General features: G+C 58.8%; 13 protein-coding genes, 1 tRNA gene and 2 pseudogenes. 9 read left to right on the top strand and 7 right to left on the bottom strand.

The genetic code is table 11. From position 1 onward, the window contains the following. Positions 1 to 60: 60 nt before the first annotated feature. Positions 61 to 1,035, bottom strand: a pseudogene (locus JTJ32_RS26795) (cache domain-containing protein); the annotation flags it as partial. Between the two features lie 507 nt (positions 1,036 to 1,542). Here JTJ32_RS26795 and JTJ32_RS26800 point away from each other — a divergent pair. Then, positions 1,543 to 2,427, top strand: a pseudogene (locus JTJ32_RS26800) (methyl-accepting chemotaxis protein); the annotation flags it as partial. A 198-nt stretch (positions 2,428 to 2,625) separates the two neighbouring features. Continuing rightward, positions 2,626 to 3,330: a methyl-accepting chemotaxis protein gene (locus JTJ32_RS26805; protein WP_374729071.1), complete on the top strand. Its 705-nt coding sequence runs from the start codon at positions 2,626 to 2,628 to the stop codon at positions 3,328 to 3,330. Positions 3,331 to 3,412: 82 nt separating this feature from the next. Here JTJ32_RS26805 and JTJ32_RS16890 read toward each other — a convergent pair. Further along, positions 3,413 to 3,486, bottom strand: a tRNA-Phe gene (locus tag JTJ32_RS16890). A 184-nt stretch (positions 3,487 to 3,670) separates the two neighbouring features. After that, on the bottom strand, positions 3,671 to 4,291 hold the full coding sequence (locus tag JTJ32_RS16895) for a hypothetical protein (protein ID WP_099226758.1): 621 nt from the start codon (positions 4,289 to 4,291) through the stop codon (positions 3,671 to 3,673). Between the two features lie 231 nt (positions 4,292 to 4,522). Here JTJ32_RS16895 and JTJ32_RS16900 point away from each other — a divergent pair, with 231 nt between their 5' ends. Genes JTJ32_RS16900 through JTJ32_RS16910 form a run of 3 tightly spaced genes read left to right on the top strand, consistent with a single transcriptional unit; the run spans position 4,523 to position 7,905 of the window. Further along, on the top strand, positions 4,523 to 5,521 hold the full coding sequence (locus JTJ32_RS16900; protein WP_099226757.1) for a glycosyltransferase family 2 protein: 999 nt from the start codon (positions 4,523 to 4,525) through the stop codon (positions 5,519 to 5,521). Continuing rightward, the gene (locus JTJ32_RS16905) at positions 5,511 to 5,864 is read left to right on the top strand and encodes a DMT family transporter (protein ID WP_099226756.1); all 354 of its coding nucleotides are present in this window, start codon (positions 5,511 to 5,513) and stop codon (positions 5,862 to 5,864) included. Before JTJ32_RS16900 ends, JTJ32_RS16905 begins: the two co-directional genes overlap by 11 nt. 31 nt (positions 5,865 to 5,895) lie before the next feature. Further along, a complete protein-coding gene (locus tag JTJ32_RS16910) occupies positions 5,896 to 7,905 on the top strand; it encodes a DUF7657 domain-containing protein (protein ID WP_210042723.1) in 2,010 nt (669 codons plus the stop codon). On the opposite strand, the gene JTJ32_RS16915 is transcribed toward JTJ32_RS16910, so the two are convergent. The 4 genes from JTJ32_RS16915 to JTJ32_RS16930 all read right to left on the bottom strand — a co-directional run bounded on the left by JTJ32_RS16915 (position 7,902) and on the right by JTJ32_RS16930 (position 15,637). Beyond that, the gene (locus JTJ32_RS16915; protein ID WP_210042725.1) at positions 7,902 to 12,272 is read right to left on the bottom strand and encodes a glycosyltransferase; all 4,371 of its coding nucleotides are present in this window, start codon (positions 12,270 to 12,272) and stop codon (positions 7,902 to 7,904) included. The two genes, JTJ32_RS16910 and JTJ32_RS16915, sit on opposite strands and share 4 nt — an antisense overlap. After that, positions 12,269 to 13,630 carry an ABC transporter ATP-binding protein gene (locus tag JTJ32_RS16920; protein ID WP_210042726.1) on the bottom strand — a complete coding sequence of 454 codons (1,362 nt, stop codon included), beginning with the start codon at positions 13,628 to 13,630 and terminating at the stop codon, positions 12,269 to 12,271. Before JTJ32_RS16920 ends, JTJ32_RS16915 begins: the two co-directional genes overlap by 4 nt. Next, positions 13,620 to 14,450, bottom strand: coding sequence for an ABC transporter permease (locus tag JTJ32_RS16925; protein WP_408004603.1), 831 nt, complete (start codon positions 14,448 to 14,450; stop codon positions 13,620 to 13,622). The genes JTJ32_RS16920 and JTJ32_RS16925 overlap by 11 nt, the downstream gene beginning before the upstream one ends. A 422-nt stretch (positions 14,451 to 14,872) precedes the next feature. After that, positions 14,873 to 15,637 carry a meso-2,3-butanediol dehydrogenase gene (locus JTJ32_RS16930; protein WP_099226752.1) on the bottom strand — a complete coding sequence of 255 codons (765 nt, stop codon included), beginning with the start codon at positions 15,635 to 15,637 and terminating at the stop codon, positions 14,873 to 14,875. A 480-nt stretch (positions 15,638 to 16,117) separates the two neighbouring features. On the opposite strand from JTJ32_RS16930, the gene JTJ32_RS16935 reads away from it, so the two are divergent. The 4 genes from JTJ32_RS16935 (at position 16,118) to JTJ32_RS16950 (ending at position 20,424) form a co-directional block, all read left to right on the top strand. After that, entirely contained in the window at positions 16,118 to 17,386 is a 1,269-nt protein-coding gene (locus JTJ32_RS16935) for an OprD family porin (protein WP_184321611.1), read from the top strand. A gap of 177 nt (positions 17,387 to 17,563) precedes the next feature. Then, positions 17,564 to 18,391, top strand: a complete 828-nt coding sequence (locus JTJ32_RS16940; protein ID WP_099226750.1) for an NAD-dependent epimerase/dehydratase family protein — start codon at positions 17,564 to 17,566, stop codon at positions 18,389 to 18,391. Between the two features lie 44 nt (positions 18,392 to 18,435). After that, positions 18,436 to 19,320, top strand: coding sequence for a glucurono-1,5-lactonase (locus tag JTJ32_RS16945; RefSeq protein ID WP_210042729.1), 885 nt, complete (start codon positions 18,436 to 18,438; stop codon positions 19,318 to 19,320). An 81-nt stretch (positions 19,321 to 19,401) separates the two neighbouring features. After that, positions 19,402 to 20,424, top strand: coding sequence for a TRAP transporter substrate-binding protein (locus tag JTJ32_RS16950; RefSeq protein WP_099226748.1), 1,023 nt, complete (start codon positions 19,402 to 19,404; stop codon positions 20,422 to 20,424). The last annotated feature ends 28 nt before the right edge of the window (positions 20,425 to 20,452 follow it).

Consider the following 20,452-nt stretch of genomic DNA (forward strand, 5'->3'; position numbering starts at 1 on the left):
GTGAACGCGCTCGACGAACTGGTTGAACGAGCTGCCCAGATCGGCGAACTCATCGCGGCCCTGAATGCTCAGGCGACGGGTCAGGTCACCCTCGCCCTGCGCGATGTCCTGCATGGCACGGCCCATATCGGTCAGCGGGCGCATGAGGGCACGAATCAGCAGGCTCAGCAGCATGGCAATCACGATCACTGCGATCAGGCCGGCGACGATGGCAGAGCTGCGGAACTGGCTCAGTGGCGCGTAGGCCTTGTCCTTGTCGATCGACAGGCCAATATACCAGTCAGCCGATGGCAGGCCGGTGATCGGGGTGAACGACAGGATGCGTTGCTGGCCATTCAACGTGACCTCGCGCATACGGTTGTCCAGGCTGAGCGTCTGGCCGGGATAGATGTCCTTCAGGTTTTTCATGACCTGTTCCTTGTCGGGGCTGACGATCACCTGACCGTCACCGCTGACCAGAAACGCGTAGCCCATGCCGCCGAATTCCACCGAGTTGATGATCTTCACCAGCGTATCGAGGCTCAGGTCGCCCCCCGCCACACCGGCCAGCTGGCCGTTGATCTTGATCGGACTGGCAATGGTCACGACCAGGCCGCCCACCGAGGCCAGATAGGGCGCGCTGATGATGGTCTTGCCAGCATCGACTGTCGATTTGTACCAGGGGCGCTGACGGGGATCGTAACCGGCGGGCATCTCGACATCGGGACGCTGGGTGAAGGTGCCCTTGCTGTCGCCGACATAGGTGAACTGGAAGGTCGACACCAGCGACGACTGGGAAACCAGCCCGCTCAGGTCAGAACCAACGCCTTGATACGCCACGTTCTGGGTCAGGTTTTCCAGCACCAGAATGCGTCCGCTCAACCAGTTCTGCACGCTGCTGGCGGTCAGTTGTCCCGCCTGCCCCACTGAGGACTCGAGGTTCTGGTTAATGGTGGTGCGTTGCAGATAATCGTTGTAAAGCGTGAACAGAGCGAATGCCAGAACGACAACGCCCGATGCCGCCAGCAGAATTTTATGACGAAACTTCAAAGTCATTTCAAAGCATCTCTAAAGGTATAGGCAGGTCCGAAGACTCGGATAATGGGCCATACAAAGTTGTTTTCCATGAACACTCCATGTGTTCAAACTTCTACAGCCTTTTCACGGCACGAGCACAGGCAGCATTCTGGCGACTGTTTAATGACAGTGCCAAGCTGTTTCAATGTTCTCGAGGCGCCCTTTATAGCCGCGTCGGGCAACGAAAGAAAGCCTGTGAAAGGGGGACAGGCGGTTTTTGATTAATTGTATTTTTTAATTTCAGCTTGGCGAGATGCTGCCGATAGGGTCTGTATCCAATGCCTTGGCGGTCGTATTCACGTTAAATCCTCCAGAGGCCTTACTTTTTACAATGTTGTACTGGAGAACGTCATGAACAGCTGGTTCGCGAACATCAGCGTGAATATGAAGCTGGCCCTCGGATTCGGGCTTGTACTTGTTTTTACTGCCATTCTTGCGCTCACGGGATGGAGCAGCCTGAGTGGGCTGATCGACCGCAGCAACTGGATGAGTGACATCACCTCGCTCAACGCGCAGCTGACCAAGTTACGGGTAACACGCCTGCAATATATGGTGGCCGACGGCGATGAAAAGGTCGCCGAAACCGTTCAGGTTTCACTGGATGGCTTCAAGGCTTACCAGGAAAAGCTGCTGACCTCGTTCAAGAGCCCCGCGAACGTGAAAATGCTCGAGCAGTTGGGCGTGGTGATCGCTGATTATCAGAAATCCCTGAACAACATGCGCAGCGGTTACAAGACCAGCATCGCGTTGCGCAAGGATCTGACGGTTCATGCCACCAAGGTCACCGAAATGCTGGACCGGATTCTGGCCGACGTGAAGCAGCTGGACGCCACGGATGAAAACCGTTTCAACCAGTACGAGCTGATTGTCGGCTCCAAGGACGACCTGATGCAGGCACGCTACGAGGTCCGCGGTTACCTGACGGACATCTCGCCGGAAAACGAACAGTCTGCCGCACGAAAGCTGGATAACGCGATCAAGAACCTCGATCAGTTGAAAGCCACGTTCGGCAGCACCCATGCCGACGCGCTCAAGCAACTGGAAACTTCCTTCCAGGCCTATCGCACGACCTTGCAGGCGTTCAAGGCGTCCAGCGGCGATATTGCACAGGCGCGTAAGGAAATGACCACACAAGGGCAGGACATCGTCAAGCTCAGCGAGGCCATGTATCAGCTGCAACTGGATCGTCGCGACGCGGAAAGTGCTCAGGCCCGCAACATGCAGATCGGTTGCACCCTGCTGGCCATGATTCTGGGCATCATTGCCGCGGTGATCATCACGCGGCAGATCACCCGTCCTCTGCAGGAAACAATGGCAGTGGTCGACCGGATCGCATCGGGCGACCTGTCGCAGACCATGGTGGTGACCCGCAGGGACGAACTGGGCGTACTGCAACAGGGCATCCAGCGCATGGGCACGACCTTGCGCGAGCTGATTGGCGGTATCCGCGACAGCGTGGTGCAGATCGCCAGCGCCGCCGAGGAATTGTCGGCCGTGACCGAACAGACAAGTGCCGGTGTGAACAGCCAGAAAGTCGAAACCGACCAGGTGGCGACTGCCATGCACGAAATGTCGGCCACGGTCGCAGAAGTGGCGCGCAACGCCGAACAGGCTTCCGAAGCCGCATCGACCGCCGACAAGGAAGCACGCGCCGGTGATCAGGTGGTGAGTGAGGCCATCGGTCAGATCGAAAAACTGGCCGCCGAAGTGGTGCGTTCTTCCGACGCCATGACGTTGCTGGAGCAGGAAAGCGACAAGATCGGCAAAGTCATGGACGTGATCAAGGCGGTTGCCGAGCAGACCAACCTGCTCGCGCTCAACGCAGCCATCGAAGCCGCGCGTGCCGGGGAAGCCGGGCGTGGGTTCGCGGTGGTCGCGGACGAAGTCCGTGGCCTTGCGCAACGCACCCAGCAGTCCACCGAGGAAATCGAAAATCTGGTCGCCGCGCTGCAGAACGGTACACGCCAGGTGTCCAGCATCATGCTCAGCAGCCGTGATCTGACGGTCAGCAGCGTGCAGCTCAGCCGCAAGGCCGGCACCTCGCTGAACAGCATCACGCAGACGGTTTCCAACATTCAGGCGATGAACCAGCAGATCGCGGCAGCCGCCGAAGAGCAGAGTGCAGTGGCCGAGGAAATCAGCCGCAGCATCATCAACGTTCGCGACGTGTCCGAGCAGACGGCTTCAGCCAGTGAAGAAACCGCCGCCTCCAGCGTCGAACTTGCCCGCCTGGGCGGACAACTGCAGACGATGGTCAGCCACTTCAAGATTTGAGGCAGGCTGCAGAATGAATCAAGCCCGGCATGACCGGGCTTGATTGTTCAGGCGTGACAGGCACTGCCTGAAATGAAGAAGGTGCCCGGAGGTGGATCCGACCCACCGACCTCCGTAATGTTTCATACAGCGCTCTGCCAACTGAGCTATCCGGGCAACATTTATCAACCGTGTCGTCAGAACATCATTCATCTGTTCGACCGTCTGATGGCTTTAGTCTGCCAACCCGCCGGAATGGCGCATACTGTAAGAACTGGCAGTTTTTATACCGAATGCGCCGCCTGGACACCGCGTTAATACCCGAACCGTGTCAGACTCGCATGTTCCTGACGAGCGCTCGTTAACGCGACAACCGCTCCACATATTCAGCCACCGCAATGTGATCAGCCTTTCTTTTACCGGCCTCTATAAACGCCCGGTAATAATCGCTTTCCATTAACCGATCAATGTCGTGCCTGATCTTCTTCTGTACCGAATACGGAATATCCGATCCGTCATGATGCAGGGTGTAAGCGTTCTCGAGTACTTCTATCAAGCGGGAGCGAAACTTGTCCAGACCGCGTCCGCTGGCCACCCGTTTGTAGGTCGAAAGAAATAGGGTTTCACCGCGCCCCGGTCCTGGACGGGTCACGTAGGCCACCGCGCAAAGGCCGACCCCGCTGCGCTTGCGCCAGTGCACGGCAGCGTGCTCGTCAAGCTGCAGCACGTCCTCGCGCCGCCAGGCATGGCCACTGTGGAGCAGGTGGATGATGGCGGCGTTCAGCGCCCGGCGGGTACCGCTGTAACGCAAGTCCGGAAAACGCGCATAGACCTGCACTTGTTTGTTCTTCAGGACACGGACGATCCAGACACGACCGCGGGCTTCTCGGGTAATACCGCGTGGAACGCTATAGGTGACAGCTTCGACAGTTTTGTCGTAACACCTCAGACCTGAAATATCGATTTCAGACGATGTGTTCATGGGTAGTTTCGACTTGAAAGTTTAAAGACCTGACGCAGGAAGCTTCATGAACCGAACCGGCAACGTACTGCCTGCGCTGTTAATTAAATGGACACTGTTTCATGAATGAACTCGCCAGACAGTGTTCAGCTTTTTAACATCGTCTGGCTCTGGAACTTCGTCACCAACTGTACTTAACTGTAGCCCACCAGCCGTACCCGTTAATGTTTCCTGAACAGTCAGGCTCATTTCATGATGGCGAATACGATCACCCTTGATGCATTGAAGGTTGCCGTAGTCATTCCTTGCTTCAACGTAAGAAAGCATATAAGTAACGTCATTACCGGCATCGGCAAGGAAGTCGACCGCATCTATGTGGTGGATGACTGCTGCCCCGAGCGCTCCGGCGAAGAGGTCGAGCAACACTGCCACGACGCACGCGTGGTCATCCTGTTCAACGCCGTCAATCTGGGGGTGGGCGGTGCAGTGATGGCCGGCTACGCAGCTGCGCTGGCTGACGGCATGGACGTCATCGTCAAGCTCGACGGTGACGGACAGATGGATCCGGCCCTGATTCCTGCCTTCGTGGCCCCTATCACGACAGGCGAAGCGGATTACACCAAGGGCAATCGCTTCTTCAATCTGGAAGAAATCAGCCGTATGCCGGGGCTGCGCATCTTTGGCAACGCGACCCTCTCCCTGCTCAATAAACTCTCTTCCGGGTACTGGGACCTGTTCGACCCGACCAATGGCTACACCGCCATCCATCGAAACGTCGCCCGCCAGTTACCGATGGGCAAGATCAGCCAGCGTTACTTCTTCGAGAGCGACATGCTGTTCCGTCTGGGCACCCTGCGCGCCGTGGTGGTGGATATCCCGATGCACGCCCACTACGGCGACGAAGTCAGCAACCTCAGGGTGTCCCGCGTTCTTGGCGAATTCATTGGCAAGCATGCACGCAATCTGTTCAAGCGCCTGTTCTACAACTATTACCTGCGTGATATGTCACTGGCATCCTTCGAACTGCCGCTGGGCGTGCTGCTATTGATGTTCGGCAGCATGTTCGGTGCGTTTCACTGGGTGCATGCCTGGCAGACCGGTGTCGCCAATTCGGCAGGCACGGTGATGGTCTCGGCGCTGCCCGTTCTGGTGGGTATCCAGTTGATTCTGGCCTTCATTGGCCATGACGTGCAGGCGGTTCCCAGACGCCCCATTCACCTCCAGAACAAGTACCTGAACAGTGGCGCCTGACCGGGGGGTGTATCTGGCGGCCCTGCTCTGTGTGCTGGGGATTTCCGTCGGGCAGATTCTGTTCAAGGTCACTGCGCGCACTTATGACAGAAGCGGCGACCTGCTCGACCCCATCATGCTGACCTGGTTCTTTCTCTCCCTGGCGCTTTACGGCATCACCACCCTGGGCTGGATCTGGGTGCTGCAGAAATCCGATCTGGGGAGAATTTATCCGCTCATGGCGCTGGCTTTCGTACTGGTGCCGATCGGCAGTCATTTCATCTTCGGCGAACGGTTTCACGTCCAGTACTTCATTGGCGTGGTCACCATCATGGTTGGCATCGTGATCACCGCCTCCTCGTGATCGCGCATGCCTCAAGCGCAAGGACTGACCCTTGATCAAGCTCATCATCCTGACGGCCTTGCTGGCTATCGCCATCGGTTTCATTCGCACCGCCTGGATAACGCGGACAGTCAGCACCGGATTGAAGATCAGGATGAGCGAACCGACTGCCTTCAGCCTCTATGTCGTCTTTTTATTCCTGCTGTTCACGGCATTGGGTCTGACGGGATCATCACTGAATCTGGGGCTGCGCAATACGCCGTTCGTGGACGCCGACATGACACGGATCTGGGGCCACGAGCGCCCGATTCGCAGTGATGAATGGCTGGTACTGACGCCCATGGCCATCGCCCAGCACAACCATACGCCGCGCTATCCGGTGCTCAATACCTCGCTGGGGCTGGACGGACAGAACATGCTGATCGTGGGGATGGCGGGCGTGCCGGTGGCGCATGTCTCGGCACTGGCCAAACCGGCGACCTGGGGATTCTTTGTCCTGGACCTGAAACGGGCGCTGGCCTGGTACTGGTGGTTTCCGCCATTCGGTTGTTTTCTGGCGCTGGCCCACCTGCTGAACGCATTGGCGCCGGGCCGCTGGCGACAAGGCTTTCTGTTTGCCCTGCTGTTTGTCGCCGCGCCTTATGTGGTGGCCTGGTCGTTCTGGCCAGCGTATGCCGTGTTTTTCCCCTGCGTGGCGTTGTTATGTCTGCTGAAGATCATCAACGCCCGCAGCACATGGGCCCTGTTGCCACTCGGTGTGCTGGCCGGGCTTGCGCTGGCAGGCTTTGTGTTGCTGCTGTATCCACCCTGGCAGGTCTCGGTGGGCTATGTGTTCATCGCACTGCTGACAGGTGTGGTGCTGCGCGACCGGTTATACCGGCGCATCAGACTCGAACATTTTCTGGCCGTTTTGCTGGCGGTGCTGATCGCTGGCATCCTGCTGGTGAGTTGGTGGCTGAGCGCGCAGGAAGCCATCCACGCCATGATGCGCACGGTGTACCCTGGGCAGCGCCATATTGAAGTGGGCGGCAATGTGCCCTGGCACATGCTTTTCAAGGGCTACACAAATCTCACCGCGTTGGCCTTCATCGAACACTCGACAGTCAACCAAAGTGAAATCGCCTCGTTTTACTATTACCTGCTGCCTCTCGCCGCGCTGTTTTTACTGCGCGCCAGACAGCGGGCGCTGGGCGCGTCAGACATCACCGTGGCGATTATGGTGTGCCTGATTCTGATCTATATGTTGATCGGCTTCGGACCCACACTCTCGACTTATTCCTTCTGGTCATACGTTCCACCAAACAGGGCCGATCTGGCGCTTGGACTTGCCAGCCTGATACTGACGCATCTGTTGATCTGTCCTACACGACAGGACGTGATTCGATCCGAGAGCCAGGCCCTCGTGGCCTGGGCCATGGCGCTGATCTGGGCGACGCTGGTATATGACGCCCTGAAAGCGTTCAAGGCCCCTGTACTGGCGGGCTCCAGTTCATCGGTCACTCTTGGCCTGATGCTGGTGGTGATTGCCAGCGGCTACTTTTTGCTGAACCGACAAACTCAAGCATTTCTGGGGGTGAATCTGGGACTGACACTGGCGACAACGCTGAGCTTTCATCCGGTCTTTATCGCGCCCCATTCCCTTGAAAACAGCTTGCCCGATCAGGACGACCCGACCCTGACGCTGAGCACGCATCTACCCATGATGTTTCTGTTTGCCTCGGGGCATAAGGTAGTCAATGGCGTGTTCTATTACCCACAGAGTTCTCTGTGGCAGCGACTGGATCCTGAGAACCGCTACGTACAACTGCACAACCGTTATCAACATCTCATGTTCATGAGTCAGCCATCGACAAACGGGTTGGAAATAACCGTGCCGCAACCGGACATGGTGACGGTGCTGATCAACTTTCAGACCCAGGATTTCAATAAGACGGGTGCGAGCCTGGTTCTTGCACCTGACAGCGACAAACCACAACTAAGCCTCAACCCGACGCTGGCGCTGCACCACAGCGAAAAAGGCTGGTCATGGTTCAGAGTCACCGCAGCGCCCGGACCGCGTTAGTCAGAAACACGCGGAGGCCAGGCCAGGCCGAAATCAATGTCGTCCAGCGTCAGGTTGGGGTTGTAGGCATAGTCGCTTCTGATCTTCGGCCAGCGCCGGGCCATATAGGCCACTTCGTTGTCGAAGCGCTGCTGTTTTTCCGGCGAGTCCTCGAAACCGCGAGTAGCCGATTCGTAGTGATACAACTCGGCATACGGCGTCCAGACGTTGACGTAGCCTGCCTCCCGCACACGCAGGCAAAAGTCGACATCGTTGAAGGCGATTCTCAGGTTGACCTCGTCAAGCCCGCCTACCTGCTCGAACACTGATTTCCTGATCACCAGACAGGCCGCCGTCACCGCAGAAAACTCCTGAATCAGCACGGCGCGGGCGAAATAGCCGTATTGGCCTCGGGGCAGAAACTTGTGTGCATGGTTGGCGATGCCGCCTATCCCCAGAACCACCCCGCCATGCTGCAGGCGATCATCGGGAAACCACAACCGCGCGCCCACAGCCCCGACGCCGGGTTGCAACGCCAGCGAAACCATCTCACCCAGCCAGTCCGGCGAAATGACCTCTATATCGTTGTTGATCAACCCGATCACCTGGCCGCGAGCCTGGCTGACCGCCAGATTGTTCAAGGCTGAATAATTGAATGGTCGGTCGTCCCGAAGGACGCGGATATCGGGTTGCTGACCGATCTGCGCGAAATACGCCAGCGATTCGGCTTCGTCCGAGCCGTTATCGATCACGATGATTTCATAATGCGGGTACGTGGTCAGGCGCTGGATGCTGTCGATGCATTGCTTGAGCAAGGCCCAGGCATTGCGTGTCGGGATAATCAGGCTTACCAACGGTGCCGGCTCTGGCAGCGCGTAATGCACCCGGTACATACCAAATGGCAACAACTCGACCTCGCCCTTGCGTCCGGTGCGATGCAGATGATCCTCCAACGCCTTGACCGCAGCATGGACAGCGTAGGGTTTCTCATCCGACGCAACGGCAGTGCTGCCTGCATGGATACGCCAGTGATAAAGCACACGCGGAATGTGGACGATCTGCGCGGGGCTGAGTTTTTCCGTGCAACGCAATGCGAGATCGTAATCCTGCGAACCTTCGAACCCTGCTCTGAACCGGCCCACGCGATTGACCAGATCGCGCTGATAGACGCCCAGGTGAGAGATCATGTTCTGCGAACGGAATAGAAAGGCGTTCCAGTCGGACTTGAAGTACGGCGCATTTCGGTCCCCACGTTGATCGATCTTGTCTTCGTCCGAATAGATCACCCCGACATCGGGATTGAGGACGATAGTGCGAGCCACCCAGTACAAGGCGTGCTCCGGCAGCAGGTCATCATGGTCCATGAGCGCGATGTATCGCCCACGGGCAAGGTCCAGAGCTGAATTACTGGCCGCCGAGATATGACCGTTCTCGCTGCGCACCACGACTTTTATCTGTGGGCTCTGACGCTGCACTTTCCTGAGAAGGTCGTGTACGGCAGGTTGCCGGGAAGCGTCGTCGGCGATGCACAATTCCCAGTGCGGATAAACCTGCCGCCTGATGCTGTCGATGGCCTCGCGAAGCATATCCGGCGGCGGATCGAAGACCGGCATGATGACCGAGATAAGCGGAGGATTTTCCCAGTTGCCGACCTCTTCCAGCATGGCGTGACGAGCGCTGTCACTCAGCGTGTCATAGCGTTTGATCCAGGCCGCGTAGTCATGACGGTCAGGTACTTCGTTTTCAGAGGCCGTGGCCTGACCGGTCGCATGCCCCAGCGCGTTGAACCAGCGCAAGCGCTCCACGAGGCCACGCACCCCTTCCTCCCGCAATACCATTGCAGCGCGCCGTGTGGTGGCCTGGAAGCCACCGCCACGGCGAATCAACGCCGGCAGGCGCCGCGAGGCCTTTGCCAGGCGATGTGTGGTCAACACCGTATGCCTAATCGGCGCAGCCAGCCTGCGGCTGTAGGAATTCTCCAGCTCGTGGATGCGCAGATTCAGCTGATGAATGCGCGTGTCCTTTTCACGTTGCACCTCAAGCAGGGCATGTTGCAGCTGCCTGATCAGGTCCTCACGTTCGCGCAGGTCATGTCCATTTCCCTGCAACAACCGTTCGACGGTCTGGATGGTGCCGATCTCGCCTTCGATCACATGCCTCTCGATCAACTGCGTGACGTTGTCCAGCTCACTGACCCGCCGCGTCAGCGCCTGGATCTGTTCGGACAGGGGCTGTACCGCCGTGCGTAACGAGGTTTCGTGCTGTTGACTCCAGTTGAGCCCCTGACTGATGCGGCGGGCGATGACTTCATCGGTGTAGAGCACCAGATCGAGCGTCAGGACCAGGTCGCGAATGTCATCACGTGAAGACAGGGTGACAGGCAGTTGCAGATACGGATCATCGTCGAGGCTGACGAACAGCAGAGAAGAGCCGATGCGCTCCACCTCTTGCAGACCTGACGCCGAAGGCAGCATCGCAGTCTGGCCATCCCACTGCCAGATCACTGCCTGATCCTTTTCGATCCGCAGGTTGTCCAGCGAAAACGTCATGCGCCGGTCGACCGGATCGAGCCGCAGCGATCGAGGTCGGGTTTCAATGCCGCTCAGCAAAAACCGAAGGTGCTGATGTCCGGGCAGTACTTCAAGGCTCAGGGCTGCCTCTTCCCTGAAGTTGCCGACTTCATCGCTGTAGTAAAGCCGGGCCTGTATTTTGGGTGCGGTCGGCGACACCCGTTGATTGATGATCCGGTCCGCCTCCCAGTTCAGAAACCGACTGGCTTCAAGACCGGTCACGAATGCCTGGAAATGTGCTTCCTGTTCGATGAAGGCGTCCAGTTGTGCCGGGGTGATTTCCAGCCCTGCATGAAACAGCGTCTCGGTAACGAACTGACGGCGCGTCAGCGGCATCACGCTGCTGCAGAAGGGCGTGGCACTGGCGATGAGCAGCAACAGCGCACGTATCAGCAGATGTCCCAACTCGATACCGGCTGCGGCTTCCCATTCGATGTCGATCAGCGTGGGCCGGTCCTCGGCGTCGAGGATGATGTTCTGCGGCACCGCATCGATGAGCGCGCCAGGCAGGCGCTCATCCAGACGTTGCAACGGCAAATCGTGGCCCTGCCCGGCCAGCAGGTCCTTCAACGCCAGGCAATAGCGCGCCACGAATGTACCGAATTGTCTGACGGTCCAGTTGGGCGTGCTGGCGATGTCGAGAAACTGCTGGCTGAGCACACGGCCGCGTCGATAGGGATCGACACGCGAGAGCACATGACGAAAGTCCTTGTGGGGTGTACCGTCCGTGCGCAGCGGCTCGTGCCGCACCTCAATGTCGTCCGGTGTTTCGATGAACAGGGTCTGCTTGCAGTAGCCGGGCTTTCGGCTGACGTTGTAGTGCCCCGCCAGCAGGTTCGGCATGGTCAGCGGCGTCAGCGAACAGGACGCGGCGATCAGAAACGAGTTGGCCAGATCCATGCCCAGCCCGTTGTCCACCACTACAGGCCACACGCGCTCCAGATTGAACAGCGTGGCCCCCGGCAGTTGTGGATCCTTGCGCACGTTCTGCCACAGCAGCGCAGCGGCGTCGAAGTCCGGGTGTTCAAAGCCGCGCTGGGTGACGATGGAATTGGGCAGTTTGTAATCCGGCGCGGGAAACAGAAATTCAGAGCGGCTGAAGCCGGCCTGTTCGAGCAGATGCGTCAGGCGCTGGCGACCGAACGTCTGCGGGCCGTTTGCCGAATAACGCCCTTCGACGCCCGCCATCGGCGTTCCCAGATGATCCTCTGGTGCACCGGCGAAATACTTCAGGCCCAACTGGTTTTCAATGGCCAGTAATAAAACCCCATCGGGCTCCAGCAGTTCGCGGCCCCTGACCAGCATGTCCAGCGCCGGATCATCGCCCTGATTGAACAGACTGGCGTACTCAAGCACGCCGATCAGGGTGATCACATCGAAGCGCTGCGGCGACTGGAACTGCTCGAAACGTTCGGCAATCACCGTGACATTGTCCAGGTCGCGAGTCCGGCTGGCCGCGATCCGGGCGCGGCGCGGGCTGCCTTCAAGGCTCAGCACCGTGGCACCGCACTCGCCCAGATAACGGCTGATCGCCCCACAACCGGCGCCTATTTCAAGCACCCTGCCTGTCAGGCAATGCTCGAAGGGACGCAACAGATTGCTCCGTGCGCGGCCCAGATGATAAAGCGATACCCAGTCGGTGCAGTGCCGGCCCAGTTCGGTTGAAAGCACGCTCAGGTCTTGCGCCTGACGCACGATGTCGGCCAGACGTTCTTCATGCTCATCGCCATCGCTGTACGCCAGCCCTTTGTAATCAGGACGCGCCCACACGCCCGTACGCCGGTCCAGACGGTATCCGCTCTGCTCAAGATGACTCATTTAGGCTGTTCCTGATCGAAGTCCATGATGAGGGCCAGATCGACCAGCCCGAACAGCGTGGGGGTCGGGGCCACAACAATGTGAATGGCGTCGTAGCGACGATCATGGGGAACGATCTCTTCGCCCTCGCGAGAGGCAACGCCCAGAGAAATGAAGTAATCACCTGCTGCCAGCCGGTTTCTGAAACGCAGACACGCCCTGAGTTGCGAACCCGCCTCGTAGAATTGCCGGCTGGCCGCGCACTCCAGCAGCCAGGAATTGCTGCCATAGACTGTGACGCCTTCCTTGGTCTTGACCGTGAAGCCCAGCACCGGATGGCTGACCAGTCGATTGAAACGGATAGCCACCTGCAACAGCACCTCGGCGCCCGGCTCGATACTGAGTGGAAACTCGCGCCCTTCAACAGCCAGGTTAAAGTCCGTCAGCATGGCCGCACCATCGCCCCAACGATATTCATGCGGGTTGAAACCGGGGCGCGACTCGAAGGCATCCTGCTCGAAACTCAGCATCGGTTTCTGAGTGCGAGCGGTGGGCTGTTGCGGGCAAGGCTCCTGTGCAACAGGGCTCGGCGATGCCTGCGCCACATGGCGTTCACGGCCGAACAGAATGTCCATGTAACGATTGACGACGGCACGCGGGGCGCCGCTCATTTCCACCCGGCCACCTTCCAGCAGAATCGCCCGGTTGCAATGGGTAACCACCTGTTCGCTGGCATGCGTGACCAGCAGGATGCTGGTGCCGTTCTGTTTGAGTTGTCGCAACCGCTCGAAGCACTTGGCCTGAAATTTCGCATCGCCGACCGACAGCGCTTCGTCGACAATCAGAATCTGCGGATCGACCTGTGCCTGCACAGCAAACGCCAGGCGCACCGCCATGCCGCTGGAGTAGGTTTTGACCGGCTGGTCGATGAAGTCGCCGATGTCGGCAAAGCCTGCGATGGAGTTGAAGCGCTGATCGACTTCGTCGCGGCTAAGCCCCAGCACCGAGGCGTTCAGATAGACGTTCTCCCGGCCGGTGAATTCGGGGTTGAAACCTGACCCCAGTTCCAGCAAGGCTGCAACACGGCCCTGAATCTGAACCGAGCCACCGGTCGGCCGCAGGATGCCGCAGATGATTTGCAGCAGCGTCGATTTGCCTGAACCGTTGCGACCGACCAGCCCGACGGTTTCACCGCGCCGCACCTCGAAATCGACATTGCGCAGCGCCCAGAACGCCTGCCCGTAGGTCGTTACCGGCATCAGCAACCGACGCTGCACCCGCGGCACGAGCGAGTGCAAGACCCGTTCCACGGGCCGGTCATAGCTGTAATAGCATTTGGAAATATCACGGACGCTGATCGCGATTTCGTCAGAGGACATCGGCAAACCCCTTGCGGGCTGTCTGAAAGATACCGAAGCCTGCTGCAGCGATCGCAAGGGCGATCAGCATTGCCAGCGCCAGGCTTTGCCAGTCCGGCCAGTTTCCGAACAGCAGCACATTGCGGCTTTCTTCGATGATGTAGGTCAGCGGGTTGAGCTTCAGCCAGGGTTGGTAGACCGCTGGCAAGGCGGCCACCGGGTACAACACCGGCGAGAGGAACAGCAACACGGTGGTCAGCACGCCGATGACCTGGCTCACATCGCGCAGGTACACGCCCAGCGCGGCCAGCAACCAGCTGAAGCCCAGAGTGGCTATGCCCAACGGCAGCAGCACCAGCGGAAACAGCAACGCCGTCCAGTACAGGGTGTGAGTCAGAATGAACTGCGCCAGCAGCAGTACGACAAGGCTGGTGCCTGCATGAAAAATGGCCGAGCCCAGCGTTACGACTGGCAGTATCTCCAGAGGAAAAACCACTTTCTTCACAAAATTGCCGTTGCTCATGATCAGCGACGGCGCTCGGTTCGCACATTCGGCAAACAGGCCATGCACGATCATGCCCACGAACAGCAGGATGGCAAAACCACCCTTGCTGGTGTCCTGCCCGACCCAGCGAGCCTGGAAAACTTCGGAGAACACGAAGGTGTACACCGCAAGCATCAGCACCGGGTTGAAGAACGACCAGGCGATACCGATCACCGACCCACGATATCGGCCAATGACTTCGCGCCGGGTCATGGTGATGATCAATTGTCGGTGACGCCACAGGCTGCGCAGCATATCCAGAGGACCGGCAGCCGGCGCCAGATGAGCGCTCAACATGATGGCTCCTGCATTTCGGGCGGAGGATCAAGGCAATGGAGAATTCAGATCGCCACGAGCATGGCTACCGCCCCTGAGACAGACTCACAGGCGTAAAACGCAACGAAGGGTTCGAGGCGTCGGAAAGCATCAGGGCAGAGAGTTCGCGCAAGGCATTTCCGAAAATCAGTGTGGCAGCCAATGCGCGAGTCAGACGTGTCGGGCGATGGATGGTTGCAAGTGTTTCATCAGGTTGACGGCAGCGCTTCGTGTTTGTCACAGGCAAACATCGACTCTGATCAAAACGCCTGTCTTCTGAAGCGCCGACATCTGTGTCTGCGCGGCGGGCATAGGGGGTCTTGGCCGTCTCCCACAGTCCGGTGTTTGCTGCACGACTGCGCTACACCGGAATGGGGTGGGGCCATTACGCGTTGACTGCCCTATCAAGCCTGCGGCGGCTGTCCGTTGGAAGCCGACAGACCGCCATCCACCGGCAGGTTGACGCCAGTGACAAAGCGCGCATCGTCGCTGGCCAGGAAGGCAATCACATCGCCAATGTCTTCAGGCTCGGCAGGACGGCCCAGCGCGATGCGTTCCTTGAACTTGGCCATCAGCGCGGCGTTGTCCATCATATCGTCGGTCAACTCACTACGCGTCAGCGACGGGCACACCGCGTTGACCCGCACACCGTCGGCGCCGTGGTCGAGCGCGAGCGCGCGGGTAAAGTTGGTGATCGCGCCTTTGGCCGCGTTGTAGAAACTCATGCCCCAATCTCCGCCCATACCGGACACCGACGACACGTTGACGATATTGCCCTTGCTGACGATCAACGCAGGCATCGCACTGCGGGTGCAATAAAAGACGCCGTCCAGGTCCACCGACATCAGCTCTTTCCAGTCCTGCACTTCAAGTTCAGTGACCTTGCCGGACTTCACGATCCCCGCATTGTTGACCAGCACGTCCAGGCGGCCGAAGTGACTGGCGACTTCCTTGAACAGCGCCTCGACATCGCTCAGATCCGCCACGTCGGCAGCCCTGACCAGGTGCCCTTCGCCCTCCAGTTGCGCGTGTACTTTTTTCAATTTCTCTTCGTTGCGGCCGACGAGCACCACGCTGGCCCCTTCCCTGGCAAAACGCTTGGCGGTGGCTTCGCCGATTCCGGAACCGGCGCCTGTGACCACAACGACTTTCTGGGTGAAACGATTCATTGAAAATGCTCCGAAAAAGTGAATACGTGTCTGGTGGACTGTGAGGCCCCCGGCCGCGTTCACTCTCATTCACGTGAGGCACTTTCAGGCCCTTTGAAACGGTCGATATTCGACTAATCGTGCGTTGACAAACCCCACGCACCCTGTAAATAATCGGCGAAGTTGTACGACAACCTATGACGCCAAAACAATAAAAACAAAGCCGGGGCCCATCACATGAAGACTCGCGTCCGTATGCCCGCTCTACCTTGCGTAACCCTCTGGATCGCCGTCGCCGCGGCAACGTTCTATCCTCTCGCAGCACCCCAAGACACACGTGTTTTATAGATTTCGCTGACTGTCAGCGGACGGTACCCGGCTGTCTTTCGACCGGGGCCATGCCTGGAAACAGGCATCACATAATCCTCGTCGGTGTCGGTTCTTGCCTGTGCAAGGCCAGAAAAGAGGACGGTTTCGTTAAACCAAGGGAGCACAACAATAATGACATCTCACACCACCCGTTCGCGCATCCTGATGGGCGTTGGCAGCATGACGCTGCTTTGCCCGATGATGAGCATGGCCGAAGGCTTCGTGGACGACACCAAGGCCACGCTCAACCTGCGTAACGCCTATTTCAACCGCAACTTCACCAACCCCGCGTTTCCCAATAGTGCAGCCCCGCAGAGCAAGGCTGAGGAGTGGACGCAAAGCTTCATCCTCGACGCCAAGTCGGGCTTCACTCAAGGCACGGTCGGGTTTGGTGTCGACGTGCTGGGTCTGTATTCGATCAAGCTCGATGGCGGTCGCGGCACGGGCGGCACGCAACTGCTGCCGATCCACAGCGACGGTCGTCCGGCAGATGATTTCGGTCGTCTGGGCGTGGCGGGCAAGGCACGTTTTTCCAAGACCGAACTGAAGGTCGGCGAATGGATGCCGGTGCTGCCGATTCTGCGTTCCGATGACGGCCGCTCACTGCCGCAGACCTTCCAGGGCGGACAGATCACGTCCAAGGAAATCGACGGCCTGACGCTGTATGGCGGTCAGTTCCGCGGCAACAGCCCGCGTAACGATGCCAGCATGGAAGACATGTCGATGAACGGTCGCGCAGCCTTCACGTCCGACCGCTTCAACTTTGGCGGCGGTGAATACGTGTTCAACGAAAAACGCACGCAGGTCGGCGTCTGGTACTCGGAACTGCAGGACATCTACCAGCAGCAGTTCTTCAACCTGCTGCACAGCCAGACCTTCGGTGACTGGACCCTGGGCGCGAACCTGGGCTACTTCATCGGCAAGGAGGACGGCAACAAGCTGGCCGGCGATCTGGACAACAAGACCGCCTATGCCCTGCTCTCGGCCCGTTACGGCGGCAGCACCTTCTATGTCGGCCTGCAGAAACTCAGCGGCGACACGGCCTGGATGCGCGTAAACGGCACCAGCGGCGGCACACTGGCCAACGACAGTTACAACTCCAGCTACGACAACGCCAAGGAAAAATCCTGGCAGTTGCGTCACGACTATAATTTCGCCGTATTGGGTGTGCCCGGTCTGACCCTGATGAACCGCTACATCAGTGGCGACAACGTGCACACCGGCACTATCACCGACGGCAAGGAGTGGGGCCGGGAGTCGGAACTGGCGTACACCATACAAAGCGGCACGTTCAAGAACCTGAACGTCAAATGGCGTAACTCCAGCTTGCGACGCGACTTCAGCACCAACGAGTTCGATGAAAACCGTGTCTTCATCAGCTATCCGCTGTCGTTGCTCTGACGCATTGCGCCAGGCCCTCCCGCTGGGCGGGCCTGGTCATGCGCAGGCGTCTGAGCGGCGGTTGACGAGCCGACGACTTAATACTTTGGACGCGTTGACAAGCAGCGTGGGGGCTGCCGATAATCCGGCAAGTCATACGACAACAGATGACAAAAATAACAATCAGGAAACTTCCTCATGGCATCGGCTCACACTACGCAGACTCCCTTCAATCGCCTCCTGCTGACAGGCGCGGCAGGCGGCCTGGGCAAGGTATTGCGCGAAACGCTGCGTCCCTACGCGAACATTCTCCGATTGTCCGATATCGCCGAAATGGCTCCGGCCGCCGGCAGTCATGAAGAGGTCCAGGTCTGCGACCTCTCCGACAAGAACGCCGTTCATCAGTTGGTCGATGGCGTTGATGCCATTCTGCATTTCGGTGGCGTTTCCGTAGAGCGGCCGTTCGAGGAAATCCTTGGTGCCAACATCTGCGGTGTATTCCACATCTACGAAGCCGCCCGCCGTCACGGCGTGAAGCGCGTGATCTTCGCCAGCTCCAACCACGTCATCGGTTTCTACAAACAGGACGAAACCATCGACGCCCATTCACCGCGCCGTCCGGACAGCTACTATGGCCTGTCCAAATCCTATGGCGAGGACATGGCCAGCTTTTACTTCGATCGCTATGGCATCGAAACCGTCAGCATCCGCATCGGTTCTTCATTTCCGGAACCGCAGAATCGCCGAATGATGAGCACCTGGCTCAGCTTCGATGACCTGACCCAACTGCTCGAGCGCTCCCTGTATACGCCCAATGTCGGCCACACCGTTGTGTACGGCGTGTCGGACAACAAGACCGTCTGGTGGGACAACCGTCTGGCCAGCCATCTGGGTTATACCCCGAAGGACAGCTCCGAAGTATTTCGCGACAAGGTCGAAGCCCAGCCGATGCCCGCCGCCGATGATCCGGCCATGGTCTATCAGGGCGGCGCCTTTGTGGCTTCCGGGCCGTTTGGCGACGAGTAACTACCGCTCATCTACAACTTGAACAGTCTGGAGAAACGAGCGCCATGGATGCCGAACTGATTCTGGATGCGCAAAACGCTACCGGTGAGAGCCCTGTCTGGAGCGCCCGCGATCAGGCGCTGTATTGGGTCGACATCCCGGCAGGCCACCTGCATCGCTGGAGCGCACGCGATGGCAGCACCCGTCACTGGAAAGCCCCGCAGATGCTGGCTTGCATCGCGGCCGACGGCAAAGGTGGCTGGGTCGCAGGCATGGGGACCGGCCTGTTTCATCTGCAGCCCGGCGACAGTGAAAGCCTGACCGCCACACCTCTGGTCGAGGTGACGCACGCACAGTCCGGCATGCGCTTCAATGATGGTCGTTGCGACCGTCAGGGGCGTTTCTGGGCCGGCACGATGCTGATGGACATGAATGCCGGTGCCGTGGTGGGTGCGATGTATCGCTACAGCGCAGGGCAACAGACGCTGGAACCTGTGCTGAAAGACTTCATCGTGCCCAACGGTCTGGCGTTCAGCCCCGACGGCAAGACGATGTACCTCTCCGATTCGCACCCCAGCGTGCAGAAAATCTGGGCATTCGATTACGACACCGACAGCGGCACCCCACACAACCGCCGCCTGTTCGTGGACATGAACAACCATCCGGGTCGCCCGGATGGCGCAGCCATCGACGCCGATGGCTGCTACTGGATCTGCGGCAACGATGCCGGCCTGATCCATCGTTTCACCCCACAGGGCAAGCTCGACCAATCATTGGTCGTGCCCGTGAAAAAACCCGCCATGTGCGCATTCGGCGGTCCGAACATGGACACCCTGTTCGTGACCTCAATCCGCCCAGGCGGCGATCTGAGCGATCAACCACTCGCCGGTGGTGTGTTCGCTCTGCGGCCCGGCGTCAAAGGCCTGGAGGAGCCTGTTTTCCGGGATTGATCCACACACTGAGCCACCACACTGAAGCAACAGCACTGAACCCAATAGCACCGACCAAAAACAAGAAAATCGGAGATATCCATGGACTTCAAACGCACACTTCTCATCGCTGCACTTCCGCTCGCGTTCTGCATGTCTGGCATCGCGCAGGCCGAAGTAAAAATCAAGTTCGCCGAAGTGCACCCTGCCGGTTATCCGCCGGTGGTGGCCGAGCAGAACATGGGCAAAAAGCTGCAGGAAGAAACCAAGGGCGAGATCAGCTTCAAGATGTTCGCCGGTGGCGTGCTGGGCTCGGAGAAGGAAGTCGTCGAGCAGGTACAGTCCGGCGCCATCCAGATGACCCGCGTCAGTCTCGGCATCGTCGGCCCCGTAGTGCCGGACGTCAACGCGTTCAACCTGCCGTTCGTATTCCGTGACCAGGCGCACATGCGCACCATCATCGATGGCGAAATCGGTCAGGAGATGCTCGACAAGATCACCAACTCCAACTTCAACATGGTCGCTCTGGCCTGGATGGACGGTGGCACGCGCAACCTGTACACCAAGAAGCCGGTACGCAGCATCGCCGACCTCAAGGGCATGAAGATTCGCGTCCAGGGCAACCCGGTGTTCATCGATACCATCAACGACATGGGCGGCAACGGCATCGCCATGGCCACCGGCGAGATTTTCAGCGCCTTGCAGACTGGCGTGATCGACGGCGCGGAAAACAATCCGCCGACCTACTTCCAGCACAACCACTACCAGAACGCCAAGTTCTACACCATGACCGAGCACTTGATTCTGCCTGAGCCGGTGGTGATATCGAAAACCACCTGGACCAAGCTGACTCCGGATCAACAGACGCTGGTGAAGAAGCTGGCGCGCGAAGCGCAGATGGAAGAGCGCAAGCTGTGGGACGCCGCATCGGCCGCCGATGAAGCCAAGCTCAAGGCCGCAGGTGTGGAATTCATCACCCTCACTCCAGAGCAGAAGAAGGCCTTTTATGACGCGACCCAGGCGGTTCGTGACAAATACGGCGCGCCTTACAAGGATCTGATCAGCCGTATCGAAGCGGTCCAGACCGATCCTGCGCTGATGGCAAAAACCCAAGCTGCCCAATAAGACAGTCCAATAACGCCGCGGGGGCGAG

It is taken from the genome of Pseudomonas alliivorans, assembly GCF_017826695.1.
GTDB classification, from domain to species: domain Bacteria; phylum Pseudomonadota; class Gammaproteobacteria; order Pseudomonadales; family Pseudomonadaceae; genus Aquipseudomonas; species Aquipseudomonas alliivorans.

Excerpts from the sequence above, each read along its gene's own strand:
- JTJ32_RS16915 (WP_210042725.1), bottom strand. The coding sequence starts at position 12,272 with ATGAGTCATCTTGAGCAGAGCGGATACCGTCTGGACCGGCGTACGGGC.
- JTJ32_RS16925 (WP_408004603.1), bottom strand. The coding sequence starts at position 14,450 with ATGTTGAGCGCTCATCTGGCGCCGGCTGCCGGTCCTCTGGATATGCTG.
- JTJ32_RS26805 (WP_374729071.1), top strand. The coding sequence starts at position 2,626 with ATGTCGGCCACGGTCGCAGAAGTGGCGCGCAACGCCGAACAGGCTTCC.
- JTJ32_RS16920 (WP_210042726.1), bottom strand. The coding sequence starts at position 13,630 with ATGTCCTCTGACGAAATCGCGATCAGCGTCCGTGATATTTCCAAATGC.
- JTJ32_RS16930 (WP_099226752.1), bottom strand. The coding sequence starts at position 15,637 with ATGAATCGTTTCACCCAGAAAGTCGTTGTGGTCACAGGCGCCGGTTCC.
- JTJ32_RS16935 (WP_184321611.1), top strand. The coding sequence starts at position 16,118 with ATGACATCTCACACCACCCGTTCGCGCATCCTGATGGGCGTTGGCAGC.
- JTJ32_RS16950 (WP_099226748.1), top strand. The coding sequence starts at position 19,402 with ATGGACTTCAAACGCACACTTCTCATCGCTGCACTTCCGCTCGCGTTC.
- JTJ32_RS16945 (WP_210042729.1), top strand. The coding sequence starts at position 18,436 with ATGGATGCCGAACTGATTCTGGATGCGCAAAACGCTACCGGTGAGAGC.
- JTJ32_RS16940 (WP_099226750.1), top strand. The coding sequence starts at position 17,564 with ATGGCATCGGCTCACACTACGCAGACTCCCTTCAATCGCCTCCTGCTG.
- JTJ32_RS16895 (WP_099226758.1), bottom strand. The coding sequence starts at position 4,291 with ATGAACACATCGTCTGAAATCGATATTTCAGGTCTGAGGTGTTACGAC.
- JTJ32_RS16900 (WP_099226757.1), top strand. The coding sequence starts at position 4,523 with ATGATGGCGAATACGATCACCCTTGATGCATTGAAGGTTGCCGTAGTC.